Annotated in this window: 23 protein-coding genes and 4 pseudogenes; 12 read left to right on the top strand and 15 right to left on the bottom strand. The window is 70.1% G+C overall.

Translation table 11 applies throughout. From position 1 onward, the window contains the following. Positions 1 to 79: 79 nt before the first annotated feature. Together ACIRA5_RS34595 and ACIRA5_RS34590 are read left to right on the top strand one after the other, a co-directional pair. Positions 80 to 486, top strand: a pseudogene (locus tag ACIRA5_RS34595) (chitinase); the annotation flags it as partial. A gap of 26 nt (positions 487 to 512) precedes the next feature. After that, the gene (locus tag ACIRA5_RS34590) at positions 513 to 1,280 is read left to right on the top strand and encodes an NPP1 family protein (protein ID WP_403697699.1); all 768 of its coding nucleotides are present in this window, start codon (positions 513 to 515) and stop codon (positions 1,278 to 1,280) included. A 212-nt stretch (positions 1,281 to 1,492) separates the two neighbouring features. On the opposite strand, the gene ACIRA5_RS34585 is transcribed toward ACIRA5_RS34590, so the two are convergent. After that, positions 1,493 to 1,900 carry a hypothetical protein gene (locus tag ACIRA5_RS34585; RefSeq protein WP_403697697.1) on the bottom strand — a complete coding sequence of 136 codons (408 nt, stop codon included), beginning with the start codon at positions 1,898 to 1,900 and terminating at the stop codon, positions 1,493 to 1,495. A 230-nt stretch (positions 1,901 to 2,130) separates the two neighbouring features. Beyond that, the gene (locus tag ACIRA5_RS34580; protein ID WP_403697696.1) at positions 2,131 to 2,613 is read right to left on the bottom strand and encodes a carboxymuconolactone decarboxylase family protein; all 483 of its coding nucleotides are present in this window, start codon (positions 2,611 to 2,613) and stop codon (positions 2,131 to 2,133) included. A gap of 77 nt (positions 2,614 to 2,690) precedes the next feature. On the opposite strand from ACIRA5_RS34580, the gene ACIRA5_RS34575 reads away from it, so the two are divergent. Together ACIRA5_RS34575 and ACIRA5_RS34570 are read left to right on the top strand one after the other, a co-directional pair. Continuing rightward, on the top strand, positions 2,691 to 3,968 hold the full coding sequence (locus ACIRA5_RS34575; protein WP_403697694.1) for a bifunctional pirin family protein/GNAT family N-acetyltransferase: 1,278 nt from the start codon (positions 2,691 to 2,693) through the stop codon (positions 3,966 to 3,968). Positions 3,969 to 4,324: 356 nt separating this feature from the next. Continuing rightward, positions 4,325 to 4,907, top strand: a pseudogene (locus ACIRA5_RS34570) (maleylpyruvate isomerase N-terminal domain-containing protein). Positions 4,908 to 4,929: 22 nt separating this feature from the next. Here the strand turns inward: ACIRA5_RS34570 and ACIRA5_RS34565 are convergent. Then, positions 4,930 to 6,534: an FAD-dependent monooxygenase gene (locus ACIRA5_RS34565; RefSeq protein WP_403697778.1), complete on the bottom strand. Its 1,605-nt coding sequence runs from the start codon at positions 6,532 to 6,534 to the stop codon at positions 4,930 to 4,932. A gap of 56 nt (positions 6,535 to 6,590) precedes the next feature. Here ACIRA5_RS34565 and ACIRA5_RS34560 point away from each other — a divergent pair, with 56 nt between their 5' ends. Next, the gene (locus tag ACIRA5_RS34560; protein ID WP_403697692.1) at positions 6,591 to 7,313 is read left to right on the top strand and encodes a TetR/AcrR family transcriptional regulator; all 723 of its coding nucleotides are present in this window, start codon (positions 6,591 to 6,593) and stop codon (positions 7,311 to 7,313) included. 28 nt (positions 7,314 to 7,341) lie between these two features. On the opposite strand, the gene ACIRA5_RS34555 is transcribed toward ACIRA5_RS34560, so the two are convergent. Both ACIRA5_RS34555 and ACIRA5_RS34550 read right to left on the bottom strand, forming a co-directional pair. Then, positions 7,342 to 7,782: an oxidoreductase C-terminal domain-containing protein gene (locus ACIRA5_RS34555; RefSeq protein WP_403697690.1), complete on the bottom strand. Its 441-nt coding sequence runs from the start codon at positions 7,780 to 7,782 to the stop codon at positions 7,342 to 7,344. Positions 7,783 to 8,107: 325 nt separating this feature from the next. Next, the gene (locus ACIRA5_RS34550) at positions 8,108 to 8,560 is read right to left on the bottom strand and encodes an Lrp/AsnC family transcriptional regulator (protein ID WP_403697688.1); all 453 of its coding nucleotides are present in this window, start codon (positions 8,558 to 8,560) and stop codon (positions 8,108 to 8,110) included. 111 nt (positions 8,561 to 8,671) lie between these two features. Between ACIRA5_RS34550 and ACIRA5_RS34545 the strand changes: the two genes are divergently transcribed. Next, positions 8,672 to 9,289, top strand: coding sequence for a LysE family translocator (locus tag ACIRA5_RS34545; protein WP_403697686.1), 618 nt, complete (start codon positions 8,672 to 8,674; stop codon positions 9,287 to 9,289). Positions 9,290 to 9,326: 37 nt separating this feature from the next. Here the strand turns inward: ACIRA5_RS34545 and ACIRA5_RS34540 are convergent. Then, positions 9,327 to 9,548 (bottom strand): annotated as a pseudogene (locus ACIRA5_RS34540) (RNA-guided endonuclease TnpB family protein); the annotation flags it as partial. Positions 9,549 to 9,552: 4 nt separating this feature from the next. On the opposite strand from ACIRA5_RS34540, the gene ACIRA5_RS34535 reads away from it, so the two are divergent. Then, entirely contained in the window at positions 9,553 to 10,242 is a 690-nt protein-coding gene (locus ACIRA5_RS34535) for an MBL fold metallo-hydrolase (protein WP_403697684.1), read from the top strand. 24 nt (positions 10,243 to 10,266) lie between these two features. Here the strand turns inward: ACIRA5_RS34535 and ACIRA5_RS34530 are convergent, their stop codons facing one another. From ACIRA5_RS34530 to ACIRA5_RS34515, 4 genes and pseudogenes are all read right to left on the bottom strand, one after another. After that, complete coding sequence (locus ACIRA5_RS34530) at positions 10,267 to 10,449, bottom strand: hypothetical protein (RefSeq protein WP_403697777.1); 183 nt, start codon at positions 10,447 to 10,449, stop codon at positions 10,267 to 10,269. After that, the gene (locus tag ACIRA5_RS34525; protein ID WP_403697682.1) at positions 10,450 to 11,049 is read right to left on the bottom strand and encodes a maleylpyruvate isomerase N-terminal domain-containing protein; all 600 of its coding nucleotides are present in this window, start codon (positions 11,047 to 11,049) and stop codon (positions 10,450 to 10,452) included. It abuts the gene before it with no gap. Positions 11,050 to 11,114: 65 nt separating this feature from the next. Then, the gene (locus ACIRA5_RS34520; protein ID WP_403697680.1) at positions 11,115 to 12,011 is read right to left on the bottom strand and encodes a polysaccharide deacetylase family protein; all 897 of its coding nucleotides are present in this window, start codon (positions 12,009 to 12,011) and stop codon (positions 11,115 to 11,117) included. Positions 12,012 to 12,646: 635 nt separating this feature from the next. After that, positions 12,647 to 13,567, bottom strand: a pseudogene (locus ACIRA5_RS34515) (ADP-ribosylglycohydrolase family protein); the annotation flags it as partial. A gap of 328 nt (positions 13,568 to 13,895) precedes the next feature. Between ACIRA5_RS34515 and ACIRA5_RS34510 the strand changes: the two are divergent. After that, positions 13,896 to 14,360, top strand: coding sequence for a DUF5709 domain-containing protein (locus ACIRA5_RS34510; protein ID WP_403697678.1), 465 nt, complete (start codon positions 13,896 to 13,898; stop codon positions 14,358 to 14,360). A 96-nt stretch (positions 14,361 to 14,456) separates the two neighbouring features. Here the strand turns inward: ACIRA5_RS34510 and ACIRA5_RS34505 are convergent, their stop codons facing one another. After that, positions 14,457 to 15,863 carry a VCBS repeat-containing protein gene (locus ACIRA5_RS34505; protein ID WP_403697676.1) on the bottom strand — a complete coding sequence of 469 codons (1,407 nt, stop codon included), beginning with the start codon at positions 15,861 to 15,863 and terminating at the stop codon, positions 14,457 to 14,459. A 199-nt stretch (positions 15,864 to 16,062) separates the two neighbouring features. On the opposite strand from ACIRA5_RS34505, the gene ACIRA5_RS34500 reads away from it, so the two are divergent. From ACIRA5_RS34500 to ACIRA5_RS34490, 3 genes are all read left to right on the top strand, one after another. Continuing rightward, positions 16,063 to 17,802 carry a hypothetical protein gene (locus ACIRA5_RS34500; protein WP_403697675.1) on the top strand — a complete coding sequence of 580 codons (1,740 nt, stop codon included), beginning with the start codon at positions 16,063 to 16,065 and terminating at the stop codon, positions 17,800 to 17,802. A gap of 178 nt (positions 17,803 to 17,980) precedes the next feature. Then, positions 17,981 to 19,162: a hypothetical protein gene (locus ACIRA5_RS34495; protein ID WP_403697673.1), complete on the top strand. Its 1,182-nt coding sequence runs from the start codon at positions 17,981 to 17,983 to the stop codon at positions 19,160 to 19,162. Beyond that, entirely contained in the window at positions 19,074 to 20,492 is a 1,419-nt protein-coding gene (locus ACIRA5_RS34490; RefSeq protein ID WP_403697775.1) for a dihydrolipoyl dehydrogenase family protein, read from the top strand. The genes ACIRA5_RS34495 and ACIRA5_RS34490 overlap by 89 nt, the downstream gene beginning before the upstream one ends. 97 nt (positions 20,493 to 20,589) lie before the next feature. Here ACIRA5_RS34490 and ACIRA5_RS34485 read toward each other — a convergent pair whose 3' ends face one another. From ACIRA5_RS34485 to ACIRA5_RS34470, 4 genes are all read right to left on the bottom strand, one after another. Further along, on the bottom strand, positions 20,590 to 21,153 hold the full coding sequence (locus tag ACIRA5_RS34485) for an SDR family NAD(P)-dependent oxidoreductase (RefSeq protein ID WP_403697773.1): 564 nt from the start codon (positions 21,151 to 21,153) through the stop codon (positions 20,590 to 20,592). Positions 21,154 to 21,353: 200 nt separating this feature from the next. Next, on the bottom strand, positions 21,354 to 22,019 hold the full coding sequence (locus ACIRA5_RS34480; protein WP_403697671.1) for an SDR family oxidoreductase: 666 nt from the start codon (positions 22,017 to 22,019) through the stop codon (positions 21,354 to 21,356). Between the two features lie 363 nt (positions 22,020 to 22,382). Then, positions 22,383 to 23,324 carry an SDR family NAD(P)-dependent oxidoreductase gene (locus ACIRA5_RS34475; protein ID WP_403697669.1) on the bottom strand — a complete coding sequence of 314 codons (942 nt, stop codon included), beginning with the start codon at positions 23,322 to 23,324 and terminating at the stop codon, positions 22,383 to 22,385. Between the two features lie 342 nt (positions 23,325 to 23,666). Then, entirely contained in the window at positions 23,667 to 24,089 is a 423-nt protein-coding gene (locus tag ACIRA5_RS34470; RefSeq protein ID WP_403697667.1) for a DUF6069 family protein, read from the bottom strand. A 192-nt stretch (positions 24,090 to 24,281) separates the two neighbouring features. On the opposite strand from ACIRA5_RS34470, the gene ACIRA5_RS34465 reads away from it, so the two are divergent. Then, on the top strand, positions 24,282 to 24,797 hold the full coding sequence (locus tag ACIRA5_RS34465) for a MarR family winged helix-turn-helix transcriptional regulator (protein WP_403697665.1): 516 nt from the start codon (positions 24,282 to 24,284) through the stop codon (positions 24,795 to 24,797). Positions 24,798 to 24,801: the final 4 nt, after the last annotated feature.

The following is a 24,801-nucleotide window of genomic DNA, read 5'->3' as shown; positions in this document are numbered from 1 at the left end:
TACGACTGCAATGGAACCAACGCCCAGACCTGGTCCAACTCCGGTGACGGAACGCTGCGTGCGTTGGGCAGGTGTCTGGACGTCGTCGCACCCCACGTACTGCGACTGGAGCCAGTCCTACGGCTGCCCGGCCGGCCAGGCCGCCTACGGGCGCGGCCCGATCCAGCTCAGCTGGAACTTCAACTACAAGGCCGCGGGCGAGGCGCTCAGCATCGACCTGCTCGACAACCCCTGGCTGGTGTAGAACGACGCGGCCGCGGCCCGGAAGACCGGCCTGTGGTACTGGAACACCCAGTCCGGTCCCGGCACCATGACCCCGCACAACGCCACGGTCAATGGCGCCGGCTTCGGCCAGACCATCCGCTCCATCAACGGCTCCCTCGAGTGCGACGGCAAGAACCCGGCCCAGGTACAGAGCCGCGTCACGCCTACAACCGGCTCACCTCGATCCTCGGCGTCAGCCCCGGCAGCAACCTCTACTGTTGACACCCGCCGCTCAACAAGGAGTCAGCATGCGCAAGTTGAGATCCCTCACCAAGGTCCTCCTCGGCACACTCGGCGCGATGACGCTCGTCGTGGCGGTCCCGGCGAGTGCCCACGCAAACGTCCTGACCCTGCTGCCCCAGAACGCCGACGGCCTGGAGCAGACCTTCTCCCCCGCCTACGACTACGACGGCGACGGCTGCTACGCCACGGCCGCCATCGGAGCCGACGGCACCCTCAATCCCGGCCTGGCACTCGGCGGCGACGTCAACGGCCACTGCCACGACTACGCCCAACTCGCCAACTCCAACACCTACTCGCGCGAGAAGTGCAACAACGACTGGTGCGCCGTGATGTACGCCAGCTACTTCGAGAAGGACCAGGCCACTCTGGGGCCCGCGGCGATCGGCCACAGGCACGACTGGGAACACGTCGTGGTGTGGATCAACAACAACCAGGTGCAGTACGTCTCGGTGTCCCAGCACTCCAGCTACCAAGTGGCAGCCGCGTCGGCCATCCGCTTCGACGGCACCCACCCGAAGATCGTCTATCACAAGGACGGCATCTCGACCCACGACTTCCGCTTCGCCACCACCAATGACGAGCCTCCGGAGAACGCCACGGGCGGCTGGTTCTACCCGCGCCTCGTCGGTTGGAACGGCTACCCTGCCGGTTACCGCGACAAGCTCATGAGCGCCGACTTCGGATCCGCCACGATCAAGATCGATGACGGCGACTTCCAGTACGCCCTCACCCAATCGAGGCCGTCCGGCATCCCGTTCGACCCCAACGCCTGACGAAGCGAACGAAGGGGCCCTCGCAGGCTCTCGCCTGCGGGCGCCCTCCACTCCCTCGGAACCAGGGCGCTTCGACACGTCTCGGCGACGCTCCTGGGCGCTGGAGGCGTTGAGGAAGATCAAGTAGAGGCAACCGCCCACGATGACAGAAGTGGAGATGGACCACGCCGCGACCAGGGCCAGTCTCGCGGCGGTGATCCACAACGGCGGGATCACCAGCTTGCGACGGCCGATGCGGTCCAGCACCAGGTAGTCCACGTGACACCGGCGACGGCGGTGAAGGAGCAGACGAGCAGCGCCGCCACGGCGCCGTCCCCTCTGTGCGGCGCGGCGAAGACCCGCGTCCAGAACGTGCCGATGGCGACGTAGGGAAGCACGAGCACGCCCCAGAAGACGCTCGCGAACACGGTGCTGCGCAGGTGCCAGCGGCTGAAGGGGGCACGGAAGCCCTCCCGTCCGGCCATGACACGCTCGTCGAGGTCGGCGACGACATCGATCTGGCCCAGCACGGCATGGCCGACGTACTCCGTGTGGTTCTGACCGACGACGGCGAGCGGCCGCAGACCCGCGCCGACGTCGCCGAGGCAATCGACCACCTCCTCGCCGCCGGTGCGGGGCACGGGTCACCCGCGCGCAAGTAGGCGCCCACGACGTACTGATGACGCTCGGCGGCATCCGCATCATCGCCGACACCGAGCGCCGACGCGATCTCGCCGCGGAACTCATCGACCTGCTGCCGCACGGCAACCTGACGGACTGACCGGTGACGCCGCCCCGGAGCCCACACAGAAGGCGACAGCGACGCCGCCTGGTTGCCATCGGAGCGGCGGCCCCCGACTCCCCTGCGGGATCAGCCCTCCGTACGCACCGGGTGCTTGCTCATGATCGAGACCCGGTTGAACGCGTTGATGGTGATCGCTACCCAAATCACCGCGGAGATCTGGTCGTCGGTGAGGACGTCACGGGCTCCCGCCCAGGCGGTTTCCTGCGCGTCGGCGTCGGTCGGCTCGGTCGTCGCCTCCGCCAGCGCGAGGGCCGCGCGTTCCGCGGAAGTGAACAGCTCGGTGTCCCGCCAGGCGGCCAGTACTCCGAGCCGCTGCGCCGTCTCGCCCGCACGCAGGGCGGCCCGGGTGTGCACGTTGAGGCAGTAGGCGCAGCCGTTGATCTGCGACACGCGGAGGTTGATCAGCTCCACCACGGTCCGGTCGAGCCCGGCGTCGGCGGCAGTCGCGCGCACCGCTCCCGACGTCTCGACCAGTGTGTGATAGGCCTTCGGGCTCTGCTTGTCGATGAAGATCCGCTGCGTCGCGGTTCCTGTCGCGTGGATGCTCAACCCCGGACTCCGTCCTACTATGCTGCGAGTATCATTGTTGAATCTGAAACTATCATGGTGACGGAAGGCGGTCCCCGGTGAGCGATGTCGAAATCCTCTCCCCACGTGACGTGCCCCTGGGCGGACCGCGCGCGATGACCGTGCGGCGCACGCTGCCGCAGCGCGCGCGGACCCTGATCGGAGCATGGTGCTTCGCCGACCACTACGGTCCCGACGACATCGCCGAGACGGGCGGCATGGACGTCGCCCCGCATCCGCACACCGGACTGCAGACGGTGAGCTGGCTGTTCAGCGGGGAGATCGAGCACCGCGACAGCCTCGGCAGCCACGCGTACGTACGGCCCGGCGAGCTGAACCTCATGACGGGCGGGCACGGCATCAGCCACTCGGAGGTGTCCACCCCCGGTACCACGGTCCTGCACGGCGTCCAGCTGTGGGTTGCGCTGCCCGAGGAACACCGGCACACCGAGCGGGACTTCCAGCACTACGTCCCCGAGCCCCTGCGGATCGACGGGGCCGAGATCAGGGTCTTCCTGGGTTCCCTCGCCGGCCAGGAGTCCCCGGTGCGCACCTTCACACCCCTGCTCGGCGCCGAGGTCGTCCTCGACCCGCGCGCGACGATCACCTTCGCCGTGGACCCCGGCTTCGAGCACGGGCTGCTCGTCGACCACGGAGACGTCCGCATGGCCGACACCTTGCTGCGTCCGGCGGAGCTGGGCTATGCCCAGGCCGGAACCGCAGCTCTGACGTTGGTGAACGAGTCGGACGACCCGGCTCGGGCCGTACTGCTCGGCGGAACCCCGTTCGAGGAGGAGATCGTCATGTGGTGGAACTTCATCGGCCGTAGCCACGAGGACATCGTCCGCGCCCGGGAGGACTGGGCGAACGCCTCCGATCGCTTCGGCGCCGTCGAGGGATATCCGGGGGACCGACTTCCCGCTCCCGTTCTTCCGCATGCCACCATCTCGCCGCGCGGCAACCCGCCGCGTCGCCGACCCGCATCCGAAAGGCACCTCATGACCGAGTCTCCCGCCGCTCCGGCCGTCGAGCGGAACGACGCCAGGCATCGCTACGAAATCCTGGTCGACGGCAAGCGCGCCGGCCTCACCGCCTACCGCGACCGCGGTGAACAGCGCGTCTTCTTCCACACGGAAATCGACGACGCCTTCGCCGGGCAGGGCCTGGCCGCGCGGTTGGTCGAGTACGCGCTCAACGACGTGCGCGACGTCGGCATGCGGATAGTGCCCGTGTGCCCCTACGTCGCGAAGTTCCTGAAGAAGCACGACGAGTTCGCCGACATCACCGACCCCGTGACCCCCGAGGTCCTGGCGTGGCTGGACACGGAACTGGGCTGACCCACGCCCCCTGTGGTGCCCCGGCGGACAACGCCAACAGCACCGCTTCGACGAGCCACCGCTCCCCGGCCAAGCCACCGCCGCGCAGGCGTCGGCACGAGGCCGGGGGCACAAGCCGGCACGACCGGGGCGCAGCCGGTATCCGACGCGGCCACATCCAGCTCGTCTACCAGAACCCGTACGCCTCCCTCGACCCGCGCCAGACGGTCGGCGACGGTGTCGTACTGACCTCGCCGGAGCACCCGTACACCCACCATCTGCTCGCGGCCGGCCCCCGCGAGGGCCGACGACCGGGCCGTTCACGGGTAGCCCAAATGTGCTTGTCCGCCATTCCGGCACCGCACCACCTTGCCGGTGTGGATCTCTTCTCACTCTCGTGGACAGCATCGCGCACGGCGGTGGCCGAGCTCCCGGACGAGGATTTCACCCGGCCGTCCGGCTGTACCGGCTGTACCGGCTGGCTCGTACGAGACCTGGTGTGCCACCTGATCATCGACGCACAGGACGTCCTGATCACCCTTGTGACCCCCGCGGAAACGGCACCCACGCGCGACGCGGTGACGTACTGGGACGTCGCCGAAACGCCTCCGGCCGGTGACGACCCGCTCGACGCACTGCCCGTCCGCCTGGCCGCCGCGTACGAGGAGCCGCGGCTGCTCAGGTTCCACTGGGACGACGTCGGCTCCGCCCTGCTGAACTACATCCTCGGAGTCGGCGGACAGAACGCGGCCAACGCCCGCGGACACCACCCGGACCGAGTTCCTCAGCACCACCGCGACCGCTTGGGCCGAGCTCGACCCCGACGAGTACCCCTTCACCCGGACCGTCGCAGACCAACTACGCGGCCACGACGACCGAACAGAGTTCCTCGCCGGTCTCGACCTCATCCTCACCGGGATCACCACACACCAGAACCCGACCGACCCGACACCGCCGTAACCCACCCCCGTCCAGCCCGGGTTCAGCCCATCGGCGCGTGCTCGGGTGAGGGCGACGGCGCGCCGGTCCATCCGTGCAGGGCGGCTTCGAGGCCGGTGACGGCGGCGGTGTCGGTGGTGTCGGAGGCCCAGGCGACCACCCCGTCCGGGCGTACCAACACCCCGGTCGGCGTCGCGTGGTCGTCAATCACGCTGCTCACTCGCCCGGCCCAGGCGGCGGCGAGGCGGGCGAGCGTGCCGTCCGGAGTGCGGTCGAGCAGCAGGAACCCGCCGCCGTGACCGTGGTCGGACAGACGGGAACCGTCCGTCAGCCACAGGTCGGGGACATGGCGACCGACCAGCGGATGGTCGCCGGGCAGGTCGATGCGCTGTGTGACGCCGGAGATCTTCTTGACCGCGTAGGTCGCACCGTCCCGGGTGCTCAGCAGATCGGCAACAACCTCCCGGAGCGCGGCCGACTTGGCATCGCCGCGCAGCACACCGATCTGGGCCCGAGTCCAGTCCAGCACCCAGGCGCCCAACGGACGGCGCTCGGCGTCGTAGGTGTCGAGCAGCCCTTCGGGTGCCCACCCGGCGACCACGGCACCGAGCTTCCAACCGAGGTTCATCGCGTCGCCGACCCCCAGATTGAGCCCCTGACCGCCGAACGGCGAGTGCACGTGCGCGGCGTCGCCGGCCAGAAACACCCGTCCCGACCGGTAGGTCGCGGCCTGGCGGGCGTTGTCCGTCCAGCGGGTCGCGGCGCCGCGCAGCGCGGTCAGCGTCACGTCGGTGCCCGAGACCCGGCGCAGGCCGGCCTGCAACTCCTCAAGGGTGACCGGCGCCATGGGGGTCGCCCCGCGCGAGCGAAGCCGAGCATGGAGGTCGGCGGGAGCGCCGAACTCCACGGTGACCACCCGCCCGGGTTGCGGCCCGTAGCGGTACGCCCCCCGAGTCGACCACACCCATCCGTTCGCGAGCTTCTCCGGGTCGGCGATGTCGGCGACCGCCAGGTGTCCGGTGAGTTCGGGGTCGGTGCCGGGGAAGTCGATGCCCGCGAGGCGGCGTACGGTGCTGCGCCCGCCGTCGCACCCGACCAGCCACCCGGTGCGCAGCGTGCCGGCCGTGGAGCCGACGAGCACGCCGTCGCCGGTGTCTTCGAGCGCGGCGACCTCCACCCCGCGACGCACCGGTACGCCGAGCCGCGCGACATGGTCGGCCAGCAGCTCTTCCAGCTCACGCTGCGGCACCATCCTCGCTCCGTCGACCGCGACGTGCGCGGCGAGGTCGGCATCGGACCAGTCCACGAGGCCGGCATCGAGGACCATCCCCGCGAAATGCCCGGTGAACCGCGACTCGTGCGCTCCCCCGCCACCCCCGGGCCGCTGGTCGTGGGTCATGCGAGCGAACGACCCCACCCGCTCGAGCATCTCTCGCTGCACGCTTTCGGCGGCAGGCAGCAGGCCGCGGCGGTCGAGCGCCTCGGCCGTCGGCACGTTGATCGACCCCGCCTTCATCGCCTCGGACGGCTCGGCCAGTCGCTCGAGCACCTGCACCGTCGCCCCGGAGAGCGCCAGTTCGGCGGCGAGCACGAGGCCCACCGGCCCGGCCCCGACCACGGTTACGTCCACATCCTGGCTCACATCGATATTCACGAACGGTGTTCTATATACGAACGCTGTTCGTGTCAAGTTATAGTGGTCGGGTGAACCCGAGAGAACGACGCGCGGCGCGCCACCAACTGCCGAATCCCGAGGTCGAAGCCGCCCCCAGACAGCGGCACCGCAAGGCCCCGATCACCGTGCAGCAGGTCATCGACACCGCGCTGGGCGTCATCGCCACAGAGGGCTACGAGGCACTGACCATGCGCCGACTGGCCGGCGCCCTCGACACCGGGCCCGCCTCGCTCTACGCCCATGTGGTCAACAAGGCCGACCTCGACGAACTGCTCATCGCGCGGCTGTGCGCCGAGCTCGTACCACCCGAGCCCGACCCCGCAGCCTGGCGGGAGCAGATCCGCGGGGTGTGCACCCAGATGCGCGACCAGTATCTGAAATACCCCGGAATCTCCCGCGCCGCGCTCGCCATGGCCCCCACCGACCTCGAGACCCTGCGCGTCAGCGAAGCCATGCTGGCGATCCTGATCGCCGGCGGCGTCACCCCGCAGACCGCCGCCTGGGCCATCGACGCCCTCTTGTTGTACGTGGCCGCCTACTGTCTGGAGATCTCCATCCTGAATCAGCGCAAGGTCCACAACGAGGCGGACTGGGTTGTCGACACCGACGAGCTCCAGCGCCGACTGACCGCGCTGCCTGCCGAGGCCTTCCCGCACACCACCCGCTACGCGGCCGAGCTCACCGCAGGCGCGGGCCACGACCGGTTCGACTTCACCCTCGCCCTGATGATCGACGGCCTCGCCCACCGCTAGCCAGACATCACCGTGATGTGACGGGGGGTCAGTTCACGGTTGCTGAGCGGAGCGCGGGTACGACCGTGAAGGCTGTCCACGACACGCGTTCGACGACCAGGCGACGCAGCGTGCGTATCTGACGGGGGGTGTTCCAGCCGGGTACGCCGACCACCCTCCCGTGGTGGCCGTAGGCGGCGGCGAAGTCGCCGTCGGCCGGATCGCCGTGGACGATCCGCACCTCCGCGTCGAGTGGGAGGATGCCGTACGTCTGGATCCTGGTGTCGTACTGGTCCGTCCGGAAGTAGGGCACGGGAGCGAACGGTTTGGTGTCGCCGAGCAGGTTGGCGACCGCGGCCATGGCCTGTTCGGTGGCGTTCATGCGCTGTTCCAGGCGCATGCGGGTGCCGAAGTGCGGGTTGTGCCAGGAGTCGACGTCCCCGGCGGCGTAGATGCCGGGAGCGGCCTGGCACAGTGCGTCGCACTCCACCTCGTCCCGCAGTCGCAGGCGCGAGCCGGCCAGCCCGACGGCGTGGGGCCCGACCTCGAAGCACGGTCGGGGCAGCGGCCTCCCGAGGCCGGGCGACCACGGGGCAGCCCGGCGACGCGCCTGCGAACAGTCAAACCAACTCCCCTGGCTGGACTGCGCTCTGGACCAGAAATCGCGGACGCGCCACCCCAAGAGGACCACGATCACGAAGTCCTGCGCAGCGCCCTTGCCCAGCGACACACAGGCCTCAAGAACGCAGGACAACGAAGCCTTGAAGCCTTGTCGGAACACTGCGAAGAGAAGAAGTGGCTTACGAAGAAAAGGCCTACTCGGGCAGTGGGCGGTCGTCGACGACGTGCTTCATGACCAGGGTGGAGGTCAGGCGCTGGATGCCCGGCAGGGTGGCCAGCCGCTGATCGTACAGCTGCTGGAAGGCGGCCAGGTCGGCGGTGGCGACGCGCAGCAGGTAGTCGGGCTCACCGAACAGGCGCTGGGCCTGGATCACGTGCGGGACAGCGGCCACGGCCTCCTCGAACGCGGAGACGGTGTCACGGTCCTCCCAGCCCAGGGTGACGAAGACCAGGGCTTCGAAGTCGAGGCCGACCGCGGCGGGGTCGACGACCGCGCGGTAGCCACGAATCGCGCCCACCCGTTCGAGGTCACGCAGGCGGCGGTGACAGGGCGAGACGCTCAGCTTCACGCGGGCGGCCAGCTCGGTCACCGTCAGACGGCCATCCATCTGCAGCTCGGTAAGAATCTTCCGGTCCAGGGCATCCATGAGAAAGATTCTCCCCCATTCGACGCGATCATGGAGCAAAGACAGAAACACTTTCGGACAGATCACGCCTAATCTCCCTCTCAAGGCAAGGAACACGAGAGGGAACGATCGATGGACACGACGACGGTGGCGGCATTCCTGGCGGTGGATCTGCTGCTGGTGTTCACCCCGGGCGCGGACTGGGCCTACGCGATCACGGCGGGGCTTCGAGACCGGTCGGTCGTCCCGGCGGTCGCCGGACTGATAGCCGGATACGCGGGATACACCGTGCTCGCCGTGGCCGGCCTGGTGGTGATCGTGGCGAACTCGGCCACCGTTCTCACCGCGCTGACCGTGGCGGGGGCCGCCTACCTGATGTGGCTGGGCTGGGGTGTCCTGTCGCGGCCGGCGGTCCTGGGCGCGTCCACGGATGCCATGCCCTCCTCGCGCCGGCAGATCGTGCTGAAGGGAGCCGGGATCAGCGGCCTGAACCCGAAGTCGCTGCTTCTGTACTTCTCGCTGTTCCCACAGTTCATCGACCCCGGGGCGGGCTGGCCGGTCGCCGCGCAGACCGGGCTGCTCGGTGCCCTCCACATGTCCGCCTGCGCCGTGGTCTACCTGGCCGTCGGCGTGCTGGCCCGCACCGTACTGAAGACCCGGCCTTCGGCGGCCCGCGCGGTCACCCGCGTTTCCGGTGTCATGATGATCGTCATCGGTGGGTTCCTGATGATGGAACGCCTGGCCGGCTGACGGACCCGCCCGACCCCGTGATGTCCGCGGAAGAAGAGAAGAACGCCGCGAACGCCTTGCCGAGACGACGAAGCGTCGCCTGCTGGCTTGAGAACGACCAGCGGCCCTGACGTTCCGGGTCGAACGCCCGGATCTCCTTGAGCTGGGCGGACTGCTGTCCGTACGTGACACTCGTCTTCGAGACGTGCCGGTAGGCGTCGCGGCGTTCCTGCAACGCGCCGTTGTAGAGCGAGCAGTGATCGGCCAGCATCGCGGTCAGCGCGGTGAGCCCGCAGCCGCTGCCATCCTGGGTGACCTGGCAGCAGAGGCCGTTTCCCGACGCCAATCCTGTCCTGCTGCACGGACGCCAAGCGGCCCTGGTCGACAGCGGCTTCGTCGGCCACGCCGAGGACACGGCAGCCCGCGCCCGCGCCGGTGACGTCGGCCTGGTCGTGAACACCCATTGGCACTCCGACCACGTCGGTGGCAACGCCCTCCTGCGGGTGGGCGGCGCCGGCATCGCCGCCGGTGCCCCTGAGGCGGACGCCGTCGCCCGCCGGGACCCGGGCTGCTGCGCTGCGGAATATCTCGACCAGTCCGTAGGCCCCTACACCGTCGACGTGGCGCTCGACGACGGTCAGGTCCTGCGCCTCGGTGAAGCCGACCGGGAAGTGGTCCGCACCCCCGGGCACACGCCCGGACACCTCGCGCTGTGGCAGCCGGAAGAGCGGCTCCTCGTGGTCGGGGACGCGCTGTCGGACTACGACGTCGGCTGGGTGAACCTCGCCCTCGACAGGCCCGACACGGCCGCCACCGCTCTCGCCTCTCTGAGAGCCTGTCGGGTGGCAGTTGATTACGCCGAGCACGGGCCGCTGACGGCCTCGGAGTTGTCACACTGGCACACACCACATGATCATTCCGGGGCCGCCGCCGTGCCTGGAGAGCAGATCGCAACCATCACGCGTCTCGCATGACCAGGCACCCCGACACGCCTTCTTTCAGAGGAAGACGCGCGCCACCTCCAGCCACTTCTGAGCGTCCTCGCCGGTCGCCGTCATGTTGGTCTCGGACCAGGGGCGACGCCGGGTGACACACAGGCAGAAGTCGATAGCGCCGCCCTGTACCCGTTGTGCGGCAGCCTCGGGGCCCCACACCCAGGTCCGTCCGTCAGGTGCTGTCAGCTAGACGCGGAAGGGGTCCGCCGGCTCAGGCAGTCCGACGGCGGCGAAGGACAGCGCCCGTCCCAACACCCCCAGCGACGCCACGTGCTGCAGTCGATCCGTCGGACGGTGCGCCACGCCCACAGCATCGAAGACGTCCTGCCCGTGTGTCCAGGTTTCCATCAGACGAAGGGGCGCCATCAGGGCCGGGGTCACCTTCGACATGTACCAGGGGAAGGCGTGGTCCCATGGCGTGTCGCGCAGTGCCGCCGCCAGTTCCGCTCGACCGGCCCGCCACTCGTCCAGGAGTACCGACCGCGGTTTGGCCGCTCCCGCGGCGGCGGCCTTGTCTGCGTACCCGCTGCCTTCGGCTTCCGCCCGCCTGAGCTCGGCGCCGAACGCGTCCGGAGTGCGTAAGGCGCTGAGTGCGTTCGCGTCCGCCCACGCGAGGTGGGCTATCTGGTGGGCGACCGTCCAGCCCGGTGCCGGTGTCGGTATGGACCAGTCGTCCACTGCCCTGACCAGGACGTCGAGCTCGTCGCCCTCAGCCACCAGCGCGGACAGGACACCGGCGTCATCTACATCGGGGACGGCGAGGTTGTAGTTCAACATGTGCGCCATGGTGCCACTCCTTCCTGACCAACGGCGGAGACGAAGTGTGCGGCCGCCCCGGCCCGGACGCGCCGTCAGTGGAGGGCGTCGGAAAGGCGGGTGAAGCTGTGGCCGGTGGCCAGCAGTTGGGGGACGGCGGCGGTGATGCCTCGGGCAGTGCCGCCGTGGGGGTGGTTCATGTGGCAGATGACGATGGATCCGCCGGGGGCCGCGGCGACCGTCGTACGGACCTGTTCGGGGGTGAAGGTGGCGCCGCCGTCGCCGTTGACCGAGAAGCTGACGAAGCGCTCTCCCAGGGCGGTGACGATCCGTGCCGCGACGTCGTCGCAGTAGGCGGTGCCGGAGCGGAAGAAGCGTGGCGGCGTGCCCAGCAGCCGGGTGAGCTTGGTCTGGTTGCCGGAGATCTCGTCGTACACCTCGGCGGCGCTGCGGGTACCGGGGATGCCGTAGGCGGAGCGGCCGGTGACCGAAAGCGGGCGGTGACGGGTGCCGTGGTTGGCGATCTCGAACAGCGGCTCGGCGGCCAGCCGACGGAAGATGGCGGGGTTGGCGTCGATCCAGCGGGAGTTGATGAACAAGGTCGCCGGTATCTCCCGTCGACGCAGGAAGTCGATCAACGCACGGTCGTAGCCGCTGCCGCCCGGGCCGCCGCAGGCGTCGAAGGTCAGCGCGATCACGCGTCGGGCGGTCGGCAGCGCGTGGACCACGGCGGGTGCGTCGAAGCCCCAGGTATGCGGCACCGCGTGCCCGTAGCGGGCCACGATGTCCGCGCGGGTGACGGCGCGGGACGCGGTGGGCGCGGTGGCCGACGGGCTGGCGCCCGGGGTGCTTGTGCCGCTTGCGGTCGCCGCGGTTGTGGAGGGGGAACCGGTGACGGAAGCGCTGCGGTCGACCGTGCTCTGGGGCCCCGCACAGCCGGCGAGCGCCCCTCCCGCCAGGGCCGCCAGCACCGCCCGGCGACTGGGTGTCATCCGTTCCCCTTGTTCGAAGATCCTTGACGGGACACCCCGCTACGGGAACCGTACGCGGCGGAAGGGACATGATCAGTAAGAGGGCGGCAAGGGTTCGCCAACAATCCCTTGTGGATCGTTTGCCGCGCCGGTCACGGGGCCCGGCGTGCTCGAGCGGCGGCGGGACTGCGCCCGCTCGCCGCTCAGATGGTCTTCTCGGCCTTGGCCGCCGCCTCCTCGGTGCGGCGCAGCTCCTGGTAGCGCTTCCACAGTTCGGGCCGGGAGTCGTCCATGTACCAGGCACGCAGGAAGAGTTCGAGGAAGGCGCTCTCCGTCTCGCCGCCGCCGCGGCGGTACAGCTCCGGGTCCGACTCGACCAGCGCGGAGACCGGCCGCCGGCCGTCCGGGGTCTCGGCCACGGTCACCCGGAAGATGGCACGACCGGTCCCACTGCGATGCAGCGTCAGCTGGTCGCCCTCCAGGTACGCGTCCCACTTCTCGTCCATGCTCAGCGCCCGCACACCGTGCCGGACACGCTGCCACTGCCCCGGAGTCCACACCAGCTCCGGCACCGGAACCGGCTCGGGGCGGCGCAGCGGTGTCACGTCGCGACCCAGCCCGGCGCGGCTGAGGTCCTCGCCCGGTTCGCCCTCGCGCACCCACTCCGGTAGCGCCTCCGACGCAGCCCGCCACGCGGCAGGTATCCCCGCCGTGCCCACCCGAGCGGCGACGATTCCGCCGACGATCGCGCAGGTGGTGTCGACGTCCCCGCCCACCGACGCGCACGCCCACAACGCCTCCGCGAAGTCCTCCAGGTGCCGGGCCGCGCACCACAGGGCGAAGGGCACGGTGTCCGCCGCGCTCACCCGCCGGCCGTTGCCCAACCGGTGCGCCGCGTACTCGGCGTGCGGCTGGCCCAGCAGCTCCCGCGCCTCGGCCACCCCCGAACGGACCCGCCCCTGGGGTGTCAGCTCCTCCACCGCCGCCAGCAACTGGGCTCCGGTCACCGGCCGAACGCGCCCGCGGGCGGCGCACGCGGCTCCCACCGCCACGGCGACCGCCCCGGCCACCGCCTCCGGATGGGTGTGCGTCACCCGCGCCGACCGCCCGGCCTGCGCGGCTGCCTCGGCCAGATCCACGGCGAACCAAGCGCCCAAAGGCGCCACCCGCATCGCGGCCCCATTGCCCCACGACCCCTGGCCGTCGAACAGTTCCGCGGCCAGTTCCTGCCACCTGCCGCCCTCGCGTACCAGGCGCAGCAGCCGGTTCATCGCCGGACCGTAGCCTCGGTCGAAGTCGTGCCTGTGGGCGAAACCGTGCGCCAGTTCATGCTGGTCCACGCTGCCGCGCCGACGCAGCACGTCGAAGACCGAGCAGGCCATCTCCGTGTCGTCCGTCCACGGCCACTGCCCGGCAGGCAATCGCCGCTCCCGCAGGCCGGGGAGATTGTCCGGTACGAAGAACTGGGCGCCGAAGGCGTCACCCACCGCCAAGCCGCGCAGGGCGTCGCGGGCGGCGGAGCGGTGATCGAAGGAAGGGCAGGCGGAAGGATCGAGGAAGGGGATTTCAGCGGGCATCTCTCCCATCCTGCCAAGCCGACCTGCCGCAGCGCCACGGCAATTGCCGGGCGTTGGCTGCTTCGCGGGCCTGGTGCTGAGTCATCCCATATGAGGCGTCCCGGGTGTCCTGCCGGCAGGGCACCCGGTCGGCGAGCAGCCGGGAGTGGCGGATGGGACTTCTGGGCATGGTGCGTTGGGGGAACAGACCCCGTGCGCGGAGAGTCAGACTTGCCTCGATCTCTGGTCCTAGGCTGGGTTTCCCACTCCGCCCAGGAGAGTTCCTCCGGTCCGGACAACCGTGTTCCCGTCAGATCCCTGGCAGAGAGCACCCAACAATGGAGCGCGCATGGCCTACGAGGCGATGGGTGATGACGTCTACCAGCCGGACAGGTCGGAGGTACAGGACGACGCCGGACTGCTGGACGTCTCGGACACCCTCGACGACCGCGGCATCGACGAGGCTCTCGACGAGGGCTACTCACCCCCGGAGAAGCCCTGGGGCGTGGAGCACACCGGCGTCACGGCGGCGGAGCGGCAACGAGGGGAGAGCCTGGACGAGCGGCTTGCCGAGGAGGTCCCCGATATCGCCGACCAGGACGGCGACGGTATCGGGGACCTTTGGGACGGCGACGGGGAACTCATCGACGACGAGGTCGGAGACCTGCGGGCGGGCCGCCTCATCGCGCCGGACGAGGGCGCTCATGAGGACACCGAAAAGGACCTGATTGCTTACGACGTCGGCATCGACGGGGCGGGCGCATCGGCCGAGGAGGCCGCGATGCACGTGATCCCCGACTCCGAGTCCTTCTGACCTGCCCGGTCCGTCGACCTCCTGGCCTGCCTGATCTGTCTCCACCGACAGGGACAGAAACGGGCGCGCGGACGTCGGTACGCCGCGAAGCTGCCGTCAGCGGTGGAAGGCGGCACCGAAGTGCGCGCCGGACACGGGCGCGGCCAGGGTGCGCGGTCCGAAGCTCACCGACCTGGTCGCGGTGACACCGGATGCGGTGCCGGGGAAGACCCATACGGCTCCCGAGCCGCTGTTCTCCTCGGGTGCCGAGACGGCGACGTGCCCGCCGACGACGGCGGTGCGGCTGCCGAACCGGTCACCGTTCTCGGCCGTACCGGGCACCCCGGCCGTGTTCTGGCTGAAGACCTGGACCCTGGTGCCGGAAAGACCCGTCGAGCCGCCCCTGAGGACGGCGAAGGTGCCGGCGTCGGTCCGGCCGGCGAGGTCCTCGCCGGGGACACCGGTGACGACGTCGGCGTAACCGTCGCCGGTGACGTCGCCGACGGAGACGTCGGTGCCGAAGCGGTCGCCGCTCTCCCCCGCCCCGGGGACTCCGGGGGTGTTCTGGCCGATCAGCGTGGCGCGCGCCGCGAACCCGTTCGCCGTGCCGCGCACCACGCCCACGAGCCCGCCCCCTGCCGCCGTGCTGCGGCCGAAGACGACGTCCGACCGGCCGTCGGCGTCGATGTCACCGAGGGCGATGCTGTCCGCGGACGCGGTGTCGGGGTAGGCGATGAACGGCCCTGCCACCAGACCGTTCTCAGTCCCCTTCAGCAGTCGCAGACGGGGCGGCGCGATCGCCCCTCCGTCGTCCGAGTCCCACGGACCACTGCTGACCACCAGGTCGGTGGTGCCGTCGCCGTCCACATCGCCCGCTTCCATGGCGTAGACACGGACGTCGAGGTCGACGAGGGGGCCGGTGCGGGCCGCTGAACCGCTTCGGCTGAAGGGCCCGTACCGCATCTGATAGGCCGTCGCCAGGTCCAGGTGTCCATCGCCGTCGAAGTCACCGGCCCGGGTCTCCGCCCGGCCGTGGCCGACCGTGGTGGCGGTAGCGAGCCCGCCCACCCCTCCCCACACGACGGTCTGCAGCCCGACGTCACGCGCACTGCCGATGTCCTCGCCCGGGGCTCCGACCACCAGGTCGGTGAATCCGTCACCGTCCAGGTCGGCGGCCGTGAGCGGGCCGCCGAAGTGGTCACCCGTCTCCGCCGTGCCGGGTATCCCGTAACGGTCCTGGCTGATCACCTGACGCTTGACACCGTTCGGGCCCTCGGCCATGCCGTAGACGACAGCGACGTATCCGGCGCCCGCCTTGCCGTTGACAGTGCCGCCAGGGGCGGCGATCGCGACGTCGGTGTATCCGTCACCGTCGAAGTCGGCACGCACGGACGCCGCGGCATCGGCGGCGAGGGCGCCCGCGGGGGCGTCTTCGGCGTAGGACACCGCTGTCGCCGTCCCCGTCACGGCCATGACGGCGGCGGCGACAGCGACGGCGGACACGTGGAATCTTCGGGAGGACATGGCAAACCCCTAGGAATGGAGGGCAGTGGGCCGCACTTGTCACGCGCACGGCAACCACCAAGACCCGCACGGGGCGCCAACGGTTGTACGCCACCCCTTCACCTGGGATTCATCCCGAACAGTCCGCGCGTATCCCGGGCCGTTCCATCTCCGGGATCTCCAGCGGAAATAGACTCGAGAGGACTGTCAGGAGATCCTCATGGACTACTTCGACCTCGGGACTTTGACCCGGCCCGTGTCGACCCGTGCGCCGGAGGCACAGTGCTGGTTCGACCGCGGTCTGGTGTGGAGTTACGCGTTCAACCACGAAGAGGCGGTCACCTGCTTCGAATCGGCGGCCGCCGCGGATCCCGACTGCGCCATGGCGTACTGGGGTGTCGCATACGCTCTGGGCCCCAACTACAACAAACCTTGGGAGTTCTTCGACGACGTCGATCTGCGGCACACGGTGGAACGGACGCACGCCGCCGTCGAACGGGCGCACGCGCTGTGCGGCAGGGCCACGCCGATCGAGCGCGCACTCATCGAGGCGCTGCGCGAGCGCTATCCCGCCTCGCGCGCCGTCGAGGACTGCTCTGTCTGGAACGAGCCGTACGCCGAGGCCATGCGTGCCGTGTACGAACTCGCGCCCGACGACCCTGATGTCGCCACGCTCTACGCGGACGCGCTGATGAACCTCACCCCGTGGCAGCTGTGGAACCTGCGCACCGGTGAGCCCGCCCCCGGTGCGCGCACGCTGGAGGCGAAGGCCGTCCTCGACCGCGCGTTGCTGACCGAGACGGGCGCCGGTCACCCTGGCATCCTGCACATGTACATCCATCTGATGGAGATGTCGCCGACGCCGGAGGAGGCCCTCACCGTCGCCGACCGGCTGCCGGGACTGGTACCGGACGCGGGGCACCTGCAGCACATGCCCTCCCACCTCGACGTGCTGTGCGGGGACTACCGGCGGGTCGTGTCGGCCAACAGTGCCGCGATCAAGGCCGACGAGAAGTACCTGCGACGGGCCGGCGCGATGAACTTCTACACGCTGTACCGCTCGCACGACTATCACTTCAAGATCTACGGCGCGATGTTCCTCGGCCGGTCCAGGACGGCGCTGGAGACGGCCGCGCAGCTGGAGGCGTCCATCCCCGAGGATCTGCTCCGTGTGGAGAGCCCGCCCATGGCCGACTGGCTGGAGGGGTTCCTCGCCATGCGGGTGCACGTACTGATCCGGTTCGGCCGGTGGGAGGAGATCCTCGCGCTGCCGATGCCCTCCGACCCGCAGTTGTACTGCGTCACCACGGCGATGCTGCACTACGCGCGCGCAGTGGCGTACTCCGCCACCGGGGCGACCGCCGAGGCCGAGGCCGAACGCGAGCTGTTCCGCCGCGCGGTCGCACGGGTTCCCCAGACGCGGACGCTGTTCAACAACACCTGCCGGGACATCCTGGCCATCGCCGCCGCCATGCTCGACGGCGAACTCGAGTACCGCAGGGGCGAGTACGACCTCGCATTCGCCTCCCTGCGGCGCTCCATCGAACTCGACGACCACCTGCCCTATGACGAACCATGGGGCTGGATGCAGCCGACCCGTCACGCCTACGGGGCGCTCCTGCTCGAACAGGGCCGAGTCGAGGAGGCCGAGGCCGTCTACCGGGCCGACCTCGGACTCGACGACACGCTGCCCAGGTCCTCACAACATCCCGGAAACGTCTGGGCACTCCACGGCTTCCACGAATGCCTCGTACGGCTCGGCAAGACGGGGGAAGCCCGCATCATCGCCCAGCAACTCACCCTGGCCACCGCACTGGCGGACGTCCCCATCGAGGCGTCGTGCTTCTGCCGACGCGACACCGCGGGCCCGACGAGCCCCTGCTGCGCCGAACAGCCAAGTGGGAATCGCTCAGCGACCGGCCGCGGGGACCAGACTCTTCGATTCCGGTCCCCGAGCTGAGAAAACAGTGCTGTGACCGGTTCAGTTGACGCTCTGCCCGCCGCCGACCAACAGTGTCTGACCGGTGATGCAAGAGGAGAGGTCCGACAGCAGGGGTGCGAATCACCCTCGGGTTGACGCTGTCGACGCTGTTGACACGGATGCCGTCGGGGCCGAACGGTGGGGCGCCGTCGCCGAGGTGCTGCCGCTGGAACGGGTGCTGCCCCGGGCCCAGGGACTCGCGGAGCAGCTCGCCACCAAGCCGCAACTGCTCACCCGCTGCCTGGCCGTCACCCCGCGACAGCGGATCAGCCGCCGCATCGCCGAAGGCACGCAACTGGGCATGGCGCTCGAGGGCCGCACCGCGGCCGACCGCGCGTACGGAAGCGGGGGACGGAGCGTGACCGCCGCCGACCGCTGGATCGGTGCACTGCACGATTCGTCCCAGCGGCTGGGGCACGCTGTCGCCGACCGGCTCACCGAGGCCTCGTTCGCCGAGGGCTGGACCATCGGCCAGGTGCTGTCCCACCTGAGCAGCGGCGTGGAGATCTCCACCGCCCTCGTGGAACGGGGCCTCAAGCGCGATGAACGGGGCCCGGTCCGCGAAGAGCTGCTGCCGGTGTGGGAGTGGTGGGACGCGATGTCCCCCGTCGAACGGCGCGGGCGACGGGAGGCCGACGAATGCCAGCTGGCGCTTCTGGACTCGGTCGACCCCAGGCAGCGCACGTCCCTGCGCGTCCCGTACTTCGCCGGCCTGCTCGATCTGGCGTCGTACGCCGGCCAGCGGCTGTACGTGCAGGCCGTACACGCCGGGGACGTCATGGTCGCACCGGACCGGCGGGCGGTCCTCGCCGCACCCGACGTGGTGCTGCTCTGGGAGCGGATCGACCTGGTGGCCACCCGCTTCCGCAACGCCGACGCCCTGACCCGCCTCGCACCGCAGCGCGTCCAAGCGAAGCTCACCGACCCCTCCCACCGACCCCACCGCCCTCCTGACGGACCCCGCGGAGTCGGCACTGCGGCTCGCCTATGGCCGCAACCGCCCTCAGGACCCCCTGACCGCCACCGGCACGGTCATCCTCGACGACCTGCGGACGCCCTTCCCCGGTTTTTGACCGGCCTCCGATCGGCCGCAGCCGTCACCGCCCATGGAACAGCTTGCGATCCGCCACCCGCCGTCGGCGGTGAGCCGAGCGGATCGCCACGTCCCGAGGAACGATGGAATCATGAACACTTCACCAGAAACCACTCCAGAAGCCACCGCCAGCGACACGGCGCAAGACACCTACGACGTGATCGTGCTCGGGGCCGGCCCGGTCGGCCAGAACGCCGCCGACCACGCCCGCGCGGCCGGGCTCACCGTCGCCGTGGTCGAGCGTGAACTGGTCGGCGGGGAGTGCTCGTACTGGGCCTGCGTGCCCAGTAAGGCACTGCTGCGGCCGGTCATCGCCGTCTCGGACGCGCGCCGGGTCGACGGTGTCCGCCAGGCGATCACCGGACGGCTCGACACGGCCAGGGTCTTCGCCCGGCGCGATCACTACGTCACCGACTGGGACGATTCCGGGCAGGCCAACTGGGTCAAGTCCATCGGCGCCGACCTGTTCCGCGGGCAGGGCCGGATCGACGGACCGCGCCGGGTGACCGTCACCTCCTCCGACGGCGGGCGCCGCACCCTCGACGCCCGGCACGCGGTCGCCATCGCCACCGGCAGTCGCCCCGTACTGCCCGACGTACCAGGCATCGAGGAAGCCCGCCCCTGGACCAACCGCGAGGGCACCGACTCCAGCCATGTGCCCGGCCGGCTCGCCATCGTCGGCGGCGGCGGAGTGGGCGTGGAAATGGCCACCCTGTGGCAGGGCCTCGGCGCCCAGGTCACTCTGCTGGCCCGCCGCCCGCTGCTGCCTCGGATGGAGCCCTTCGTCGGCGACGTGGTCACGCAAGGGCTCACAGAGGCAGGCGCGGACGTACGCATCGGAGTCTCGGTGGCCGGACTGAGCCGCCCAGACCCGGCGGGCCCGGTCACATTGAGCCTCGACGACGGGAGCCGGATGGAGGCCGATGAGGTCATGTTCGCCACCGGTCGGGCGCCGCGCACCGACGACATCGGCCTGGAGACCGTGGGCCTGACCCCTGGATCGTGGCTCGATGTCGACGAGACCTGTCTCGTCCGAGGAATGGAGGGCACCTGGCTCTACGCCCTCGGTGACGTCAACCACCGCGCCCTGCTCACCCACCAGGGCAAGTACCAGGCGCGGACGGCGGGCGACGCGATCGGCGCCCGCGCCAAGGGGCTGCCGCTCGACAACGGACCCTGGGGCGACCACGCCACCACCGCCGACCAGCACGCCGTGCCGCAGGTCTTCTTCTCCGACCCCGAGGCCGCTGCCGTGGGCCTGTCCGCCGAACAGGCCACCGGGGCCGGCCACCGCGTCTCCGTGGTGGACGTGGACTTCGCCCAGGTCCAGGGGGCGAACCTGTACGCCGACGGCTACCAGGGCCAAGCCCGCATGGTCGTCGACCTCGACCGTGAGGTCCTCCTCGGGGTGACCTTCGTCGGCCCCGGCGTCAGCGAACTGCTGCACTCCGCGACCGTCGCCGTCGCGGGTGAGATCCCCCTCAAGCGACTGCGGCACGCCGTCGCCTGCTTCCCCACCGTCAGCGAAATCTGGCTGTTCATGCTCAAGGCGTACAAGAGTTGGCCAGGGCTCTGAACGGGATGGTTCACCGGGTCGTGGTTCGCGTGGGTGGGCGCCGGGGGGACTTACTTCCACCGCTGCTACTCGGTCGGCGACGACGCCTTGCGGGGATTCAACCGCCGCCGCAAAGCGCTGGGGCGGACGCCGCTTCGCACAGGCGGCCTGGCCGGGACACCCGGCCATCACTCGCCCGCGCCGGTATGGACGACACCGCCTTCGGACCCGGCATGAAGAAGAACAGCCGCAAGGATGTCGCCCGCCAGGGCTTTCTGGCCTTGATGGACGGACGAGCGCGCTGGTCGAAGTTACCGGTCTTCCCCCAGTACATCGCCGGAGCCCAGTCGTCGCGCAGGGACCGCGTGACGCCCGTGTGGTCTGCGGTCCTCTGGAGGCTTGTCTGACCGACGCCCGCTTGGCCGCGTTCGGCGTTGCGCAATGCGGGCAGCAGCAGCTGCGTGAGGCGGTAGCGGCTGAGGTAGTTGACCGCGAAGAACGGGTGCAGTCCGTCCGCCGTGCGCACGTCCTTGAAGACCATCACTCCGGTCGAGTGCGGGATCGCGTCGATGCGGTCGTGTTCTGCCAGGACTCGCGCGGCGGCGTCTCGTACGCCGTCGTGGGTGGACAGGTCGACGGCGTGGAAGGAGACGCGGTCGCTCGCGTCTCCCAGGGACGCCAGCGCCTCTCTCCTCTAGCGTTGGTCGCGGCCGAGGAGGACGACGCGATGGCCCCGGGCGACGAAGTCCTTTGCCGCTTGCAGGCCCATGCCGCTGTTGCCGCCGCTGACGAGGATGGTGTGCATGGCGCTGATTCGACGGGGGCGGCGCGGTCCCGTCCTCGTGGGATCGCACCGCCCGTGAATCGGGTGTGTCGTTCGGATCAGGCGCTGACGAGGTGCTCGGCCCGGTCACGCAGGGTGTGGAGGTCCCAGTACGCCGACGCGATGTCGTCCGGAGCACGATAGGGAATGCCCTCAGGTCCCTGCTCGGCGATCATCACGTTGATGGCGACCGTGGCGGCGTGGACGCCCTTCTCGCTGAGTGTGTTGTGGAGGTTGTGGACCCAGTTGCGCAGGCCGGCCTGGGCGGTGTTCATGGTGGCCAGCTGGGGATACGGGGTGATCGCGCCGCCGCCCGTGGTGAACAGCAGGGTGCCCGCACCGGCTTCCAGCATCGCCGGAAGCACCGCACGTACGGCCGTGACGGCGCCGTAGAGGACGCCTTCGACCTGCGGCGCGAGGTTCTCGACCGTGACCTCCTCCGGGGCCACCATGGCGAGGCCTCCGTGGGGAGAGAACTCCAGCACGTCGATGCGTCCGAAGCGCGCGGATGCGGCTTCCAGCGCCTCGGTGAGCTGGGCGTGGTCGCTGGTGTCGGCCGCGAAGCCGGCTGCGTCGACACCGGCCGCGGACAGCTCCTTCGCGAGGCCGTCGAGCTTGTGCTGGTTGCGCGAGATCAAGGCGACGTCGAAGCCATGGCCGCCGAAGACCTTGGCGATCGACAGACCCAGGCCGGGTCCCGCTCCGACGATGGCGATGGTAGGCACGTTCTCTGCTCCTTGTTGTTTCTGTTCGGTACCCGGCGTGCGGCCAGGCGGGTGTGGGGGCGAGTGGTCACTTCCGACAGGACGGGAAGGAGCCGTCGGGGAGCGTCCAGCCGGAGGGACAGGGCACTCCAAGCTTGAAGTCTCTAGCGAAAGCGACCGAACACCGATGAACGTCTTCCTGTAAATCCTGGCGGGACTGCTGCTGGCCGCGTCCGGACTGGAACGGGCCAAGGACGTCCAGTCCGACCCGGTCAAGATGATCGGCACACTGGAGGTGCTCGCCGCGACGAGGCCTCGTCGATCGGGGCCGTGGCCGGCGATGCCGCCACGCACACCGGTGTCCCGCCCCTGCTGACCGGCTCCCTATCGTCCTGCCACGGCCTCGACGGAGACGTCCCACAGACGGGCGGCGGTGTCCGGGTCGAGTGCGTAGTCGGCGACACCGCCGTGGGGGTTGTCCGGGCTCAGCGGCTCAGCCTCGTTGCAGTCCTCGAAGTAGCGGCCGCCGACGCCGTCGAGCAGGGGGGAGGCCGCGACCAGGACCGAAGTGGCCGCCCCCTGCTCCGTCGTCTTCCACGGCAGCTCCGGGGCACCGCTCTCCGCATAGCGGGCCAGCAGCTCGGGGTCGACGTGCCGCATCAGGTTGGTGCGGACCACCCCGGGCATGACGGCGTTGACGGTGATGCCGTTCTCGGCCCACCGCCGGGTGGCCTCGACCGCGAACAGCGCGTTGGCCGTCTTCGACTGGCCGTAGGCGGACTGCGGGTCGTAGGGGCGGCTCTCGTGGTGAATGTCCTCGAAGACGACCGGTGAGAGCCGGTGCTGTGACGAGCTCACCGAGACGACGCGGGCTGCACCCGCCGCGGCGAGCGCCGGGTGCAGCCCGGTGGCCAGCGCGAAGTGACCGTAGTGGTTGGTGGCGAAGTGCAGTTCCCAGCCCTGCGGAGTGCGCGTGAGCGGGGGTCCCATGATGCCCGCGTTGTTGATGAGCACGTGCAGGGGGCCGCGCCAGCCGGTGACGAACGCGGCGACCGAGTCCTGATCGGCGAGGTCCAGCGATGCGACGAGGACGTCCTTGTTGCCGGTGGCGGCGGTGATCTCCTGTGCCGCGCTCTCACCGGCGGCAGGGTCGCGAACCGCGAGGGTCACCTCGGCGCCTGCGCCGGCCAGCGCGCGGGCGGTCTCCAGGCCGATGCCCGACGTCGCGCCCGTGACAACGACTCGGCGGCCGGACAGGTCGACGCCGGACACCACTTCGGCGGCGGTGGACTGGTCCGTGAAGGGGGTGGTGATGCGGGTGGTCACTGTCGTGATCCTTTCCGTGGGTTGCGCGGTGGGACCGCGCCGGAGTGTGCGCCTGAGGCCCCGGCGCGCGACGCCAAGCACCGACACACCGGGGCACGGTCGTCTACTGCGAGGAGAAGGAGCCCGGCACGGGGCGAATCAATGTTTTCGGCGACGAACGACGCCACGAGTCGGCCGTCCGCGGCGAACGGCGTCGGCGTATCCGTAGCTGCGGCCGCGGCCGGCACAGGGGCTGCGGTGCGCCATCAGCAGGCGGTCGTCCACGGAGAACGGCTCGTGCCGGGCGCCGGCCGTGGGGGCAGTGCGGCCCCGGAAGGCCGAACCGATGCCGGGAGCCCGCGCCTACGGGCTGGTCAGCGGCATGACCCGGCGGTACACGGGCACGGCGACCACCGCGACGGCCACGTGTATGACCAACAGGGCCAGCACGCCGACCACTCCGCCGTCCTCGAAGAGGAAGAAGTCGGGGATGAAGGACAGCACGACCACGGCCGGGACGAGCCACCGGAACAACGCGGCGGGATCCTTCGCCCTCTTGCGCACCACGGCCCAGCCGACGGCGCCGACGATCACGCCCACAGCGGTCAGGAATATGTACGAGCCCGGGTCGAGGGGCCCGAAGTCGTCGGGCTTGTCCGCCACCGCCCGGGCGAGGAGGGCCAGGAGGGAGTCGACCGCGCTGGCGGCCACGATGGCGGCGAGGACACCGACCACGGCGGTCAGCGGGCCGCGTCGTGCGGGGGAGGTACGGGCGAGAGAAGACATGAGCTCCTCGGCTCCTGTTCAGGGGGATGCAGGGATCGCTTGAGGACGGGGTGGCCGACTCGGCCGCACAGGGCCCGCAAGGTGGGCAACCACTCGCCCAGCGACTTCAACCTTGTAGTAACCGTAACATCGGATCACTTCACCAAACAAGTGATCGCAGTGTGTCGATCACTTCATCGATATACTTGCCGGATGGATGAAGCAGCGGAGCCGCAGTGGCTTGACGCCGAGGAACAATGGAATTGGTTCCAGTTCGCCTACGCGCTGGTCCGGGTGCCGGCCGCTCTCGAAGCGCAGGCGCAGCGCGACGCGGGCATCGGTCACTTCGAGTACCTCGTGCTCTCCGCGCTGTCCATGGCACCCGAACACACCCTGCGCATGAGTGACCTGGCGGAGTTCACCGCCAGCGCGCTCTCCCGGCTGTCCAACGCCGTCAGCCGACTGGAGAAGCGTGACTGGGTGCACCGCGAGCCGGATCCGGCCGACGGCCGCTACACACTCGCCACCCTGACCGAGGACGGCCTGGCCAAGGTGGAGATCAGCGCGCCCGGCCACGTGGCGGAGGTCCGCCGCATCGTCTTCGACCCGCTGACCAAGGCGCAGCAGCGCCAGCTCGGGGTCATCGCGCAGCGCATGCTGCGGGCCATCGAACCGGACCACACGTCGGTCGAGGAGCGTGCCCGACGCGCCTTCGGCGTGAACGGCTGAGGGA

Source organism: Streptomyces sp. NPDC096311 (assembly GCF_044763085.1).
Lineage (GTDB): Bacteria > Actinomycetota > Actinomycetes > Streptomycetales > Streptomycetaceae > Streptomyces.
The sequence above is the reverse complement of the archived record's forward strand: the minus strand, read 5'-3'. Positions and strand labels throughout refer to the sequence as shown.

What these genes read in the sequence shown, in the direction of transcription:
- ACIRA5_RS34590 (WP_403697699.1), top strand. Translation starts at nt 513, where the DNA reads ATGCGCAAGTTGAGATCCCTCACCAAGGTCCTCCTCGGCACACTCGGC.
- ACIRA5_RS34470 (WP_403697667.1), bottom strand. Translation starts at nt 24,089, where the DNA reads ATGTCTTCTCTCGCCCGTACCTCCCCCGCACGACGCGGCCCGCTGACC.
- ACIRA5_RS34525 (WP_403697682.1), bottom strand. Translation starts at nt 11,049, where the DNA reads ATGGCGCACATGTTGAACTACAACCTCGCCGTCCCCGATGTAGATGAC.
- ACIRA5_RS34550 (WP_403697688.1), bottom strand. Translation starts at nt 8,560, where the DNA reads ATGGATGCCCTGGACCGGAAGATTCTTACCGAGCTGCAGATGGATGGC.
- ACIRA5_RS34465 (WP_403697665.1), top strand. Translation starts at nt 24,282, where the DNA reads ATGGATGAAGCAGCGGAGCCGCAGTGGCTTGACGCCGAGGAACAATGG.
- ACIRA5_RS34500 (WP_403697675.1), top strand. Translation starts at nt 16,063, where the DNA reads ATGGACTACTTCGACCTCGGGACTTTGACCCGGCCCGTGTCGACCCGT.
- ACIRA5_RS34510 (WP_403697678.1), top strand. Translation starts at nt 13,896, where the DNA reads ATGGCCTACGAGGCGATGGGTGATGACGTCTACCAGCCGGACAGGTCG.
- ACIRA5_RS34505 (WP_403697676.1), bottom strand. Translation starts at nt 15,863, where the DNA reads ATGTCCTCCCGAAGATTCCACGTGTCCGCCGTCGCTGTCGCCGCCGCC.
- ACIRA5_RS34545 (WP_403697686.1), top strand. Translation starts at nt 8,672, where the DNA reads ATGGACACGACGACGGTGGCGGCATTCCTGGCGGTGGATCTGCTGCTG.
- ACIRA5_RS34520 (WP_403697680.1), bottom strand. Translation starts at nt 12,011, where the DNA reads ATGACACCCAGTCGCCGGGCGGTGCTGGCGGCCCTGGCGGGAGGGGCG.